Raw genomic sequence first — 14,135 nt, forward strand, 5'->3', positions numbered from 1 at the left:
AAAACCATTTGCACTAGAGATTATGCAGCCTCACTAAATTGCTTATTTAGCAGGATAAAGAATAAGATTAAGAGAAGAGAATGACTATTCGGAAAACTACGGTCTGAATTGCGGGTTCTACTGAGTGCGTATTCCAGAAGCATGGCGTGAGCTCATGAACTTTGGATGCTGGCTGGCGTATCCTTCGTTGCAGTACATCGTTCGGACAAGTTGGCGGGTCTATGTTTTTGAGTCGTTTGCAGGCGATATGTCGTTGCCAGGATTTGCACGATACCGGTCCGCGTGCTGCCTGGACTGGCTCAGGCAAGTAGCCGGTTCTTTTCCCGTATCGGAATTACACACAGAATCCTGCCGTGCTCGTTGGTATGGACCGGCAAGTAGCTCGCGTAACGATTCCAGGGCGTCGGTGACGGCACTTCCAGCAAAATAACCCCGCGCTCCACCCGGAAGCCCTCCCCCCTCCCGCACCGAGAGGGACATTCAAATGGCTATCTCCGTCACGCTGATCAGAATAGACGTGTCGCTGCGGCTTGCATCTGATTGACGTAACGCCGCTTGCCGATCGGTCAAGCGCGATGAATCGTAGTCACGCCTTGCTGTTTGAATATAAATTCAAGCATTTTGCCAAGGAACGAACACCGAATTTCTCGAATATCCTTGCCCGGTGTGATTCGATCGTTCGCAGACTGAGATGCAGATTGTAGGAAATTTCTTTGTTCGACACTCCGGTGGCCATCAGGCCCAGGATTTCACGCTCCCGTGGGGATAGCAACGCAACAATTTCTGAGGCCTTTTGATTGAGGCCAGACTCACTGAGAAAATTGACGCTGCTTAGGACGGCTTTTTGAACACTTTCAATCAATACGTTTTCATCAATAGGTTTGGTGAGGAAATCACAAGCACCCGCTCGAAAAGCTCTACGGCACTGATTCAGATCACCGTGTCCTGAAATAAATATGATGGGAAGTGAAAAACCCAAGCCGGCAAGCTCCTCCTGGAACGCGAGACCTCCGCTGCCTGGCATGCGTATATCGAGTAAAAGACATCCCGGGACATCGGGTGAAAATCCCTTCAGAAATGCGATTGGCGAAGAAAATTGTAGCGTGTCGAGACCAATCGAATGAAGCAAAAGTCCTAACGAATCACGCACTGCCGGGTCATCGTCGACCACATACACCACGGGATCGAGAAGCGTCTTCGACATCAGGCACCCGCTCTCTGGCACGCTGGAAGCGTAAAACAAAAAACAGCACCTCGGTCTGGTCCGTTCCGCACGACAAGCGTGCCACCAAGCGCTTCGATTATTGACTGACAAATAACCAGGCCCAATCCCATCCCTTCAGCTTTCGTCGTAAAAAATGGAGTAAATAGATTCGGAAAAATATCAGATGAAATTCCATGGCCGTTATCCGCAACAGTGACCGCAACTTTGCCGTCAGCAGAAAATGTCGATACGGCAATGCTTCGTTCATTTGGTGCCAATGCACTCATCGCGTCCGATGCATTGCGAAAGAGGTTGACGATAACTTGCTCAAGTTGAATTCCATCGCCTTGTACGTAAGGTGACATTTGATCCAGATTGGTTACTATGGTGAGCATCAAACGATGCGATTCCTGTTCAAAATGTCTAATCGCATTCAATATGGTTTGGTTAATATCGGTTGGAATTTGATCGATGGGTTTCTTCTTTACAACAGCGCGAAATCTCTCGACAATTTGACTTGCTCTTTTTGTCTGCTCTCCCGCCATTGTCATCACACGGATAATTTCATCACTATTGCTTTGCCCAGACCTTAGCATTCGAATGCATGCCTGGTTGTAGCTAAGAATTGCCGAAAGTGGTTGATTTATCTCATGCGCGATACCGGATGTCATTTCACCCAGAAGACTTACTTTTGCGACATGTGCAAGCTCGCCATGTCGAATTCGAAGGCGCTCGTTTGAATCGTCAGCCGCTTTCTCAAATCGCTCCGCCCGGCTTGCCATCTGCTTTTTTCCAATGGAAAGTTGTCGCGTCAGACTCACGGCATAGACGGGCACCAAGCAGGATGTCAGGATTACGCCAATGGCAATCATCGGAAGACCCTGCCAAAACGGTGAAAAATAAATCGCACCAGAGACGAAAACCAGATTTGCGACACTCGAAAAGTAGCCGAATTTAATTCCGTGACGCAAGCCGTATCCTATTGACACGATGGCTGGCGTAAAAAGAAAAGGCGTACCAATCATTCCGCTTTTTGCAATTAGCATAGAGACAAAAAAGAGATCCAATACTGCGTTACAGAGACAGCGCCAAAACGAAAAATCCGGATAGTGTCGCGTGAATAGCAACTGCGACAAAGTAAATACAAGATAGACAATTATTACGACGATAAATTCTCGAGCCTCTGCACCAAAACCAAATGCATGCAAAGCGACCGAATAGAGAGCAAAAATCATCGCGCTACCGGCCCTCACGAAGGCTTGTCCTACTTCGAGGTGCTCTTGATTTTTTTTAAAGAAATTTTCAATCATTGCACTTTTCATCTCGGAGATCATCGCTAAATCCGTTTAGTTCGACGCGATTTACGCAATATATGGCCTTCATCAAAGCAATTTTTACCGGAATAGCGTAATCAGCGAATTCGACTGCCGGATGGTCAATATAGTTAGCTTAAGTTAGCGACAGCCGTCGTAACGCACGACAACATAGAGTGCTTGGTATTAATAAACAGATACACACGCAATGGAGAGCGATAAATCGCTCTCTCGGCATCCTCTACTTATTAGCCACCTTCAGCTAAACCGGAAAGTGCGGGCATTTTCCTTTTGTCATTTGCAGATAATCCGGGCTGAAACAGACTTCAAATGCGAACACGGCCTGTTTCAGTCCAAGGCTGCTACGCTGCGGTTTTTTTCACAGCCTTGCGTCGTGCCGTGAAACCGAGCAGACCCAAACCGGCAAGCAGCATTCCGACCGTTTCTGGCTCCGGGACCGCGCTGGTCAGGCTTACGTTCATAAGATAGTTACGGTCGTAACCGTTCGGGAAATGAATTGTCAAAATATCATTTCCTGTACCTGTCACGTTGTACGAGTAATGACGAAAAGGCGTGCCAGGGACAACAAAATCGAGAGTACCTAATGCAATGCCATTGAAGGCCACAAATGCAGGATTTAACAACTCAGTAGAATAACGTGGGCCCATATAGTCGAACGACAGCCTTTGACTACCTAATGCGCCGAGCACGTTTTGAGTGATGTAAGCGGTATTGCTGCCAGCGCTGTATTGCGCATAAGTATGAAGATAGAAAAAACTATCGAGGTCCAATGATGTGGACCAGCCTGTTTGCCCGACGCTGTATCCGAACACATTGTCATTAAATGTTCCATTGACAATGTGTTCGGTCGCTGCAAACGAACTAGCGCCGAGCATGCCCAGCGCAGCTGCAATGACAAATTTTTTCACGGTTCCGCTCTCAAGTTAGATGTCTTTACAATTCATAATCACGTGAAACGTTGTCATTTAAACATATAAATTGTCGGATTATTAATTTTATTATTTGAAGTATTAATTAATCTGATGACGCGCTTATTTAACCGCGACTGCCTGTTTGCTCGGGAGGTGCGGGCAGGAACCCTGGAAAATCCGGCCGAAAACCGCAATTGTTGCTCCCTTGCTTGCTTGTTCTGGTGACAGCCAGTGGCACCGCTGATTTCAATATGAAAACGACCGACTGTAGGTTGGGCTGCGAAGCTATGCGTCTCAAGGTGAAGAATTTTTGTCTTTATTTTCAATGAGTTACAGGCATGCGATTTTAATTTTTTAAAATTAAAGCCTATATAAATCAATGAGTTACATAGGCCGACCTTGAAAGGCATAGCTGCGAAGCCCAACAGGCGTCAAGCTACCTCGGCTGCCGGCCTGGTCGCACTCAGCGCAAAGCGTATTAGTTACCGCAGACCGCACAGGAAGATTGACGCATGTTGGGCTTTGCAGCCAGCCCTTTCAAGATGGGCATTGCCTGCAAATTTCAACATGAGAACTACCGACTGTAGGCTGGACTGCGAAGCCCAACATGCGTCAAGTTTCGTCTGCGGTCGGTGAAAGCGGAAGCGATTTGGCTGCGTCGGGCAAAGACTGGCTTGATGCTTCGAGGCGCTAACAACTTCCGCCACCGACTCCCCTACAACAAACTCGCAGGAAGCTTGACGCATGTTGGGCTTCGCAGCCCAACCTACGATTCGGCAACGTCACCGTCGCTGTTTTTGCAGTCAGACGCCTACTTTGAAAAGGCTGGGCTTCGCAGCCCAACAGTCATGCGGCGCACCTTGCGGCGCCCTGAACAATGAAAGAAACTGGGGGTACGAGACGCCGTAATGCAGGGATGTCATTCGAATGGGAGTTTCGACCTGCAAAGCGCTCAATTCGTTTTACTTCACATCAACCCACCGCATCGCTGTCGGGCGAGGGAAGTGTGCGGCCGAACGGCTGATATCTTTCACGGCAACCGCTGTAATCCGCACCACCCGCTTTTCCCAACAGCCGCAAGCCACCTCACCAGCAACCAGGGTCAGCGTTTTTTTTCGCAACGCCTCACCGCGAAAATATATCTGACCCTGCTTGCGGATCCCCGAGCACGCTGATCGCGACCGCAGCTGCCGGTGCGCCACCTCCACACTACGCAATCCGTTTCCGGGGTCAGAGACATTTTCGCGATACCCCTGCGAAAAAAAACTCTGACCCCGGAAACTCGCGTCCTCAGCGTGCCGCCTCCAAACCACCCGCTCTTGCCAACCGCGGCAATCCACACCACCCGCTTTTCCCAACCGCCGCAATCATCGCGTATTACGTCGATAACAAACCGGTCGGGCCAAGCCCCGCAACCCTACCCTGCAACAGCGCCAGATCCAGTGTCGCCATGAATTCATTGACCCGAAGCGGTTTCGCCAGATAGCGAAAAAATCCCGCAGCGAGGGCTTTTTCAATCTCGCCAGGAATCGCGTTGGCGCTCAGCGCAATCACCGGAATCGTTGCGGTCAACGGATCGGCACGCAGGATGTGGAGTGCCGCCAGCCCGCTGATACCGGGCAGGTTGATGTCCATCAGGATCACATCCGGCTGATGACTACGCGCAAACTCGATACCGAGATTGCCATGCGATGCACTCAACAGGCGCAGGTCGGGACGGCGGGCAATCAGTTGTTCGATCAGGGCCAGGTTGGATGGATTGTCTTCCACGCACAGCACCGTGCGTTGCGGCGCATCCACGCGCAGCGCCGGTGGCAGCAACGCCAGCGGATCATCGCCAGACACCACCAGTTGTGGCGCGGACGCCGTAGCAAATTCCACCCAGAACACGCTACCGATACCCGCAACGCTATCAACACCAATAGTGCCGTCCATCAGTTCGACCAGGCGCTTGGCGACCACCAGGCCGATGCCGGTGCCCTCTTCCGCACCGGCTTCGTTGCCGAGCCGGTTGAAGGGCTGGAACAACTGCGCGACCTGCTCCGGAGCGAGTCCAAGGCCCGTATCCCCCACGCTGATACGCATCCGATCGGGACTGCTCAGCGTGCATTCAACGGTGACCGATCCCTCGGCGCGGTTGTATTTCAGCGCATTCGATAACAAGTTGATCAGTACCTGCTTGACGCGGGTATGGTCGCCACTGATGAACGCAGGGGTATCGAAGTGCGGAAACTGCAATGTCAGGCCACGCTTTTGCGCCAGCGGTTCGATCATGGCGTGACATTCGAGCAGCAGCGCTGCCAGCGCCACCGGTTCCTGCGACAGGCTCGCCATGCCCGACTCGATCAGCGACAGGTCGAGGATTTCGTTGATCAGCTCCAGCAAGTACCAGCCACCTTTGAGGATTTGCTCCAGGCTGCGTTGCTGTGACACGGTTGGCGCCGGCGACCCGGACTCCAGCAACTGGGCAAAACCGAGGATCGCATTGAGTGGCGTGCGCAACTCGTGACTCATGCTGGACAGAAAATCCGACTTCGCACCATTGGCTTTTTCCGCGACGCTGGTGGCCAGCTGCAACTCGAGATTCTTGTCGCGCAGGGCAACCGAAACCGCTTCGGCCACGTCTTTGGCTTTCGATAGCTCAGCGGTTCTGGACGACACCAGCGCGGCCAGATTGTCACGGTGTCGTTCCAGGTCCACTGCGGTGCGCTCGATGCGCATGGCCATGGCGTCAAATGCCAGGGCAAGCTCACCGATCTCGTCTGCGCGCTGCAGCTTCAAGCGGTGTGAATAGATACCTGCCGCCACTTTCTGCGTCCCCAGCTCGATCACGCGCAACGGACGCAGAATGCGATGGCGCACCAGATAACCAAGGAATGCCGTCAAAGTTCCCACCATGAGGATCATCAGTCCGAGATAGATCTGCATGTTGCGCAAGGCGCGGGCACTTTCCTCGCGATCACTGCGTATCAGTTCGGTGCCAATCACCATGATTTCCTGGGTAATCACAAGCAACGATGCAATCGAGCGGGCTTCGACGGCAGCGACGATCGTACCCGGATCGATGGCCGATGGCGCCGGACGATTCAGGCGCGAATATACCAACTGCATTAGTGCAATTTTTTTGTACAGGAGTCGAAGGTTGTTTTTTTCGCTGGGAGTAGTGGCTTTGATCTGGTCGATATCTGCCTTGATACCGGCAATTTTTTGCTGCCATTGTTCCGGCGAACGCGATTCATGGAACAACGCCGTTTCGACCGCAACCTGGCCGAGCTGGGTGGCGCTCGTCATCAGTTCCTCGGCAGCGGTAATGTCGCCGGCCCGTTGTTCGAGATCGCGGGCAGCCACCAGCGCCATGTAAAAGGTGACCGGAATGACGATGGCGGCAATGACGAGCACGCCATTGATCTGGGTACGAATTTTCAAGACAGCTCCTGGCCAGTGAAATAACTGCGCATCACTATCGGACGAACGTGACTGCCGCGGGACGCACTGCTTCAAGATCCCGGTAGCGCATGGCACGCAGATAGTTCGGTGTCGCAGGCAGTGTGATCAGCCCCTGCTTGACGGCCCAGCGGGTCTGGTCATCCAGCGCCAGCAACATGGCCTGGTCGAGCGAGACCATGTAATCGTCGGGATCGAACAGCGTCGCCATGATGGCATCGTCGATTCGTAGCGCCTGGCCTACCGTGCGACGAGTCTGCAACGGATCGTCATGGATCACTTTGTTGGCGGCGATCAGCGCCGTCAGAATTTGCCGAATTTCATGGGGATGTTTGTCGATCCAGGTTGGCTTGCCGGTCAGGATGAAGCGAAACGCATACACCTCCTCGCCATAAAATACCGTGATCCGGTCACCCATTTCGGCTTGCAGCCGCGCCGTGAATGGCTGGAACATCACGATCGCGTCGACGCTGCCATCCTTGAATGCCTGAATCGCGTCGTCGGTTTTCAGATCGACCAGTTTGACCTGGTCACCGGGCACCTCATGGACTTGCAGCATCGCATCCAGAAAATAGGTGAAGTTGGTTCCTTTGGACAGCCCGACCGATTTGCCCGCCAGATCTTGCATGCGACGGATGCCGCGATCGTTGCGGGTGACGATGGCCAGTGAGCGCCGGCCCCGGGAAATCCCGGCCAGCATGGCGATGTCCTCCCCGCGCGACAGCGCAAATACTAGCGGCGTATCAGCCACCACAGCCAGATCGGCCTTGCCATCGATGACCGATTGCAACGCGTCTTTGCCCAGCAAAAACGGCTGCTCGATAACGTCCACGCCCTGCTGGCGAAACAGGTCTTGCGCAGAGGCGACGATCAGCGAGGCACTGTTGAGCTGCATCGGTACGGCGATCGTCACAGCCGGTAGCGGTGCCAGCGGTACGGCGGGAGTGCGCATCAGCACAAACGCGGCAATGGCAATGCCCGCGAGCGCTGCCGCCAGCAACGTCAACCAGAGCAATCCGTGGCGGCCGACAGCTAGCCGGCGCCCGGGGACATCGGAAGCGGGTTTCATGGTGTGGTCAGTTTTCCGATAAAAATTCAGGAGGAAACCGGCGCTGCCGGCGCTCACGGCGACACGGTCGAGCCTGATTGTAAATGCTTCGCAGGCTTGCATGGCTGCAAAAACACAGCCTCAACACGCCCTCAGCGCATCGACGAAAACACAATCCCGCCCACGATCAGTGCGAATGCGGCGACATGATACAGATGCGGCATCTCACCCAGAAATGCCAGCGACATCATGGCCGCAAACAACGGCGTGAGGTTGCTGAAAAAGCCCGCCACGGTCGGTCCGGCACGCCGCACACCGGCACCCCAGCAGCGAAACGCAATGATCGCCGGACCAACCGCGACGTACAGAAGCGCCGCCGCCAGCGGCCAGCTCCAGGCGATCTGGCGCGGTGCAATGGCCCATTCTGCGCTGGTAAACACACTCGACCACAGCACTCCGAAGCCAACCTGGGCCAGCAGGAATGCGGACCAGTCGCGGCGGATGTCGGGTGGCTCCTTTGGTTGCGTCAGCATCCAGCTATACAGCGACCAGGCGATGCTGGCCGCGATCATGAACAGGTCGCCCGCCACCAGATGCAGCGCCATCAACTGCGCCCAATCGCCTCGACTGAGCACCAGCAGCACGCCAGCAATCGACAGCACCGCACCGATCAGCGGCCGGCGCCGGATCGGCGCGTTGAAAAACAGCCCGCCGATCAGCAACATCCAGACCGGCATGCTGGCTGCCACCAACGTCACGTTGATCGGCGACGAGCTTTGCAGCGCCAGGTATTGCAGCGAGTTGTACAGGCCGATGCCCAGCAAACCGAGCAAGGCAAAGCGCCGCCATGCAGGCCACAGCGGACTGGTGCGGCGGAACACCGAGCCTGCCAGCGGCAGCAGGATCAGCAAGGCAATGCTCCAGCGCAGCAGATTCAGGGTCATCGGCGGCACCAGCTGATGCACCATCCGGCCCACCACGGCATTGCCGGCCCAGAGCAATGGCGGAACAGTGAGCAGCAATGCCGTCGACGAGGTCAACCTTGGTTGCATGAATCGCTCCGGTAAAAACTGTAAAAAAGGACGTGCCAATGGCGCGCAGTGTAAGACGTTTTGCGGCTGCCGTGATATCGCACCGCCAGGACCGCTGTCGATGCCGGACAGATGGAACCATCGCCCCAACCACACCACTGAAGCTGTGCCATCCCAATAATCGACACGCGACCATCATGCATATTTCACACACCCGTACGCTGCAACCGACGTCTTTGCACCCGCAAGGCCTGCGGCCATCGTCGCCCTCGCCTGCATCGCAAAACGCCAGAATGTCGCAGGGAGGTAGCGAAGCACGCAGCGAGCGACAAGCCGGACAGGCCATAAAAACCCGCTTGCTCAAGCAGCTTCCATCCCGACTGGCAATCACCGAACCAGTGACACTGCAGACTCCCGGAAACAGCGCCGCGCGCTGGAATCGTCCGTCCTTGCAGGGCCGCCAGATGGTCTCGACCGCCGCACACAGCGTCGAGAACCAGGCAGCAACGGCACGTACCCCGATCTTTTTCACCAAGGTATGCGCTACCAGTGCATTGCCGCCAGCGCAACAAGCCAGCATGCTGACCGCACTGTCACGCAACCTGTCGCAGCTAGACCGGAGCGTCCGTGCTGGCGGCTTCAGTCTGCTCATAAGCATGAGTGCCAGCCTGCCCGCACCGCAGCGCGCCAAGGTACTGACCGGACTGGCCAAGCGCCTGCCTTGCCTGCCTGCGGATCAACGCCGTGCCGGTTTCAATACGGTGCTGGCAAGTACCGCCCAATTGCCGGCAGACGCGGCGGCGCAGGTCCTGCCCGCCCTCGCCCGCTCACTGTCAGCCGGCGGCAAGGATCACGCCGGATTCCATGCGCTGCACGCGCAGACTGGCGCACTCGACGCCGACGCGCAAGCGCGTGTCATGCCCGGCCTGATCCGCCAGATCGGCGTCTTGCCGATGGATCAGCGCAAGGCCGCCTTCGACACGCTTGCCGCGCAACTGCCTACGCTGCCGGCGCAACATTGCAGCAACGGACTCAAGGGGCTGGCGGGCAAGGTACGCAAACTACCGCCACGGGATCAGGCCAGGGCGCTCGACAGATTGACCACGATCGGCGCCGCACTGCCACTGGAACAGCGCGGCGATGTCCAGTTGCAGCTGCAAACGATTGCGGCCTGATTCTGCCGGCCGCAACCGTCATCTCCCCTCCCCGCCCTATCGCTGCATCGATTCCCACACCTTTTGCAAGCGCTTGGCCGACACCGGCATCGGTGTCTTCAGTTCCTGTGCAAACAGCGACACGCGCAACTCCTCCAGCAACCAGCGATACTCGGCCATTTTCGGATCAGCCGTGCGGCCGGTCTGCTTGACTGACAGACCTCGCTGCCACGGCTGCGCAGCCTGCTGCCATTCACCCAGCCAGCGCGCATCCCGGGTCGGATCGATACGCAGTTTTTCGAGCCGCACATTGATGGCTTTCAGGTAGCGCGGGAACTGCGTCAGGCTGGTGTAACTGGTTTCGGTGACGAAGCGCTTGCCGACCAGGCCCTGCAATTGCGCCTGTATGTCGGCCACGGTCTGGGCGTGCCCTTTGGCGCCCTGGAGCTTTTTTGGCAGCGCGTGGTATTCGGTCAGGATCAGTCCGACCAGCCGGGCAATTTCATTGACCAGCAGCCCAAGGCGCGATTTGCCGGCTTCCTTGCGCGCCTCGAATTCGGCCGCCGTGCGCGGCAGTGGCTCCTGCAGACAGGCGCGTTCCAGCCCGGCCTCAATGATCTGGTCGCGCAATTCTTCCTGCGATCCCAGCGACATGAATTGCATGCCCATTTGCTGCAGGCCGGGGATGTTTTTTTCGAGGTACTTGAGTTGCTCGCGCAATTGCAAGGCCAGCAACCGGCGCAAGCCGCCACGATGGATGCGCGCCGCCTCGGTGGGATCATCAAAGACTTCCAGATCGCAATGCGTAACGTGATCGACCAGCGCCGGAAAACCGATCAATGTCAGTTTTCCCTGCTGGATTTCGAGCAGCTCCGGCAGTTCGCCGAAGGTCCAGGCGGTCAGTTTTTGATGTTGGGTGGGCGTCGCCGCTGGTGCCGTGAACTGGCTGGTGCGGGTCTTTGCTGCCGCTTTCGGCTGCGCGACCGGCACATTGGTGATCGCCGTCGACTCGGCAATCTTCTGGAAACTCTCGCGCGCCTGGCCACCGAATTCGGCCTGCAACGCGCCCAGATTGCGGCCCATCTCCAGCTGACGGCCATGCTCGTCGATCACCTTGAAATTCATGAAGTGATGCGCCGGCAAGGTCTCGGCCTTGAAGTCGCTGAGCAGCGGCGTGATGTGCGCGTGCACCCGCACGTCGGCGATGATCGCTTCGATCAGGCTGCCGCGTCCGAAGGTCTTTTGTTCATCGACGCGATCCAGAAAAGCCGCGGCGTAGTGCGGCAACGGCACGCAATTGCGGCGCAATTTTTGCGGCAGCGATTTCAGCAGCAGATGGACTTTTTCTTTCAGCATGCCGGGCACCAGCCAGTCGCAGCGCGCCGCCGACAGCTGGTTCAACGAAAACAGCGGCACCGTCAGCGTCACGCCATCGCGCGGCGAACCCGGCTCGAAATGGTAGGACAGTGGCATCTCGATGCCAACACCCGGCAGCAGTTTCGGAAACAGGTCGGTGGTGATGCCGGCCGCTTCGTGCCGCATCAGGTCGTCGCGGTTCAGGTACAGCAATTTCGGCTCGACGCGGGTGGCGTCCTTGTGCCATTTTTCAAACGTGATGCCGTTGCAGATATCGGCCGGTAGCACCTTGTCGTAAAACGCGGCGATCAGTTCTTCATCGACCAGCACGTCGAGGCGGCGCGATTTGTGCTCGAGGTTTTCGATCTCGCGGATCAGGTTGTTGTTGTAGGCAAAGAACGGTGCGCGGGTCTCGAACTCGCCGCCGACCAGCGCATCGCGGATGAAAATCTCGCGTGCCTCGACCGGATTGATCAGGCCGAAATTGATGCGGCGCTGGCTGTAGACCACCAGCCCGTACAGCGTGGCGCGTTCCGACGCGGTCACCTGGGCCGTCCGCTTTTCCCAGCGTGGCTCGCCCCAGGATTTTTTCAGCAGATGCGCGCCGACGCGTTCCAGCCATTCCGGCTGGATCTGCGCCACGCAACGCGCATATAGTCGCGTGGTGTCGACCAGTTCGGCTGCCATGATCCACTTGCCGGCTTTTTTCAGCAGGCTGGAGCCAGGCCAGATATGGAACTTGATCGCACGAGCGCCCAGGTAATGCGTGTCCTCATCGGACTTGAAACCGACGTTGCCGAGCAAACCGGTCAGCAGTGCCGAATGCAGATTCTCGTAGGTCGCCGGGGTGTCGTTGAGGCGCCAGCCCTGCTCTTTGACGATGGTCAGCAATTGCGAATGGACATCGCGCCATTCGCGCAAACGCATCTGCGACAGGAAGTTGGCGCGGCAGCTGTCCTGCAACTGGCGATTGGTTTTCTTGTGTTCGATGGCGTCTTCGAACCAGCTCCAGATTTTCAGGTAGCTGGTGAATTCGGATTTCTCGTCGGCGAACTTCTTGTGCGCGAGATCGGCCGCGGCCTGCACTTCCAGCGGCCGGTCACGCGGGTCCTGCACCGACAGGGCCGAGGCGATGATCAGCACTTCACGCAGGCAGACGTTGTCGAGCGCAGCCAGAATCATGCGGCCCACACGCGGGTCGAGCGGCAATTTGCCGAGCTGGCGACCGATCGGCGTCAGCGCGTTGTTGTCATCGACCGCGCCCAGTTCCTGCAGCAACTGGTAGCCATCGGCAATCGCCCGGCCAGGTGGCGGTTCGATGAACGGGAAGGTTTCGACATCGGTCAGATGCAGCGACTTCATGCGCAGGATCACCGAGGCCAGCGACGAGCGCAGGATTTCCGGCTCGGTGAAGGCCGGCCGCAACAAATAATCCTTTTCTTCGTAGAGCCGGATACAGACACCGGCAGCGACCCGGCCGCAACGACCGGCGCGCTGGTTGGCCGCCGATTGCGCCACCGCTTCGATCTGCAACTGCTCGACCTTGTTGCGATAGCTGTAGCGTTTGACCCGCGCCAGACCGGCATCGACCACGTAGCGGATGCCGGGCACCGTCAGCGAGGTTTCGGCGACGTTGGTGGCCAGCACGATGCGGCGTGCGCCGGACGGCTTGAAGACCCGCTCCTGCTCCTGTGCCGAGAGCCGCGCAAACAGCGGCAGGATCTCGACATGCGGCGGATGGTGCTTGCGCAAGGCTTCGGCGGCGTCGCGGATTTCGCGCTCGCCGGGCAGGAACACCAGCACGTCGCCGGAACCGATCCGGCTCAGCTCGTCGACAGCTTCGGTAATCGCTTCCATCAGGTCGCGCTGGCCGCGTTCCTTTTGCGCGGTGCTCGGTGCAGACTTGGCTGCTGCACCCGGCTTGACTTCGCTGCGGTCGCTGGAGTCAACCGGGCGATAGCGGATTTCCACAGGATACAGGCGGCCCGATACTTCGATCACCGGCGCCGGCTGGTCGTCGCTGCCGAAGTGGCGCGCAAAGCGGTCGGCGTCGATGGTGGCCGAGGTGATGATGATTTTCAGGTCCGGGCGCCGGGGCAGCAATTGCTTCAGGTAGCCCAGCAGAAAGTCGATGTTCAGGCTGCGTTCATGCGCCTCGTCGATGATGATGGTGTCGTACTGGCGCAGCAACGGATCGGTCTGGGTTTCCGCCAGCAGGATGCCGTCGGTCATCAGCTTGATCCAGGCACCGTTTGATAGCGTGTCGGTAAAGCGCACCTTGAAACCGACCAGCTCGCCGAGTGGCGAATTCAATTCCTGGGCAATCCGCTTGGCGGTCGCCGATGCCGCAATCCGGCGCGGCTGCGTGTGGCCGATCAGCCCGGTCTGGCCGCGACCAAGTTCCAGGCAAATCTTGGGCAGCTGGGTGGTTTTGCCGGAGCCGGTTTCACCACAAACGATGATGACCTGATGCGCCCGTAGCGCAGCGGCAATGTCGTCGCGGCGACCGGAGACCGGCAACTCCTCCGGATACGTGATCGGCGGCAGGGTGTTGCGCACGGGTGCGGCGGCGGGCGGACGAGGCTGTCGGCGGGCGGGAACGCCGAGCGGACTTTTTTGTATTGGTTCGGGGGATGTCATGGCGGAGCGAATT

At 57.2% G+C, this 14,135-nt stretch carries 7 protein-coding genes and 1 pseudogene; 1 reads left to right on the forward strand and 7 read right to left on the reverse strand.

The annotated features are described in order from the left end of the window. Positions 1–586: 586 nt before the first annotated feature. The 6 genes and pseudogenes from ABD720_RS13835 to ABD720_RS13860 all read right to left on the reverse strand — a co-directional run bounded on the left by ABD720_RS13835 (position 587) and on the right by ABD720_RS13860 (position 8,993). Complete coding sequence (locus tag ABD720_RS13835; protein ID WP_344763922.1) at positions 587–1,204, reverse strand: response regulator transcription factor; 618 nt, start codon at positions 1,202–1,204, stop codon at positions 587–589. Then, complete coding sequence (locus ABD720_RS13840; RefSeq protein WP_344763923.1) at positions 1,204–2,538, reverse strand: sensor histidine kinase; 1,335 nt, start codon at positions 2,536–2,538, stop codon at positions 1,204–1,206. Before ABD720_RS13840 ends, ABD720_RS13835 begins: the two co-directional genes overlap by 1 nt. A 341-nt stretch (positions 2,539–2,879) precedes the next feature. Further along, positions 2,880–3,002: pseudogene (locus ABD720_RS19345) on the reverse strand (PEP-CTERM sorting domain-containing protein); the annotation flags it as partial. Positions 3,003–4,826: 1,824 nt separating this feature from the next. Then, positions 4,827–6,875, reverse strand: coding sequence for an ATP-binding protein (locus tag ABD720_RS13850; protein WP_344763925.1), 2,049 nt, complete (start codon positions 6,873–6,875; stop codon positions 4,827–4,829). 34 nt (positions 6,876–6,909) lie between these two features. Next, the gene (locus ABD720_RS13855; RefSeq protein WP_344763926.1) at positions 6,910–7,962 is read right to left on the reverse strand and encodes an ABC transporter substrate-binding protein; all 1,053 of its coding nucleotides are present in this window, start codon (positions 7,960–7,962) and stop codon (positions 6,910–6,912) included. A gap of 131 nt (positions 7,963–8,093) precedes the next feature. Beyond that, positions 8,094–8,993, reverse strand: a complete 900-nt coding sequence (locus tag ABD720_RS13860) for a DMT family transporter (protein ID WP_344763927.1) — start codon at positions 8,991–8,993, stop codon at positions 8,094–8,096. Positions 8,994–9,169: 176 nt separating this feature from the next. Here ABD720_RS13860 and ABD720_RS13865 point away from each other — a divergent pair, with 176 nt between their 5' ends. Continuing rightward, complete coding sequence (locus ABD720_RS13865) at positions 9,170–10,147, forward strand: hypothetical protein (protein WP_344763928.1); 978 nt, start codon at positions 9,170–9,172, stop codon at positions 10,145–10,147. Between the two features lie 36 nt (positions 10,148–10,183). Here the strand turns inward: ABD720_RS13865 and hrpA are convergent, their stop codons facing one another. Further along, positions 10,184–14,122: an ATP-dependent RNA helicase HrpA gene (hrpA, locus tag ABD720_RS13870; protein ID WP_344763929.1), complete on the reverse strand. Its 3,939-nt coding sequence runs from the start codon at positions 14,120–14,122 to the stop codon at positions 10,184–10,186. Positions 14,123–14,135: the final 13 nt, after the last annotated feature.

This window comes from Actimicrobium antarcticum (assembly GCF_039536745.1).
Classification (GTDB): Bacteria; Pseudomonadota; Gammaproteobacteria; order Burkholderiales; family Burkholderiaceae_D; genus Actimicrobium; species Actimicrobium antarcticum.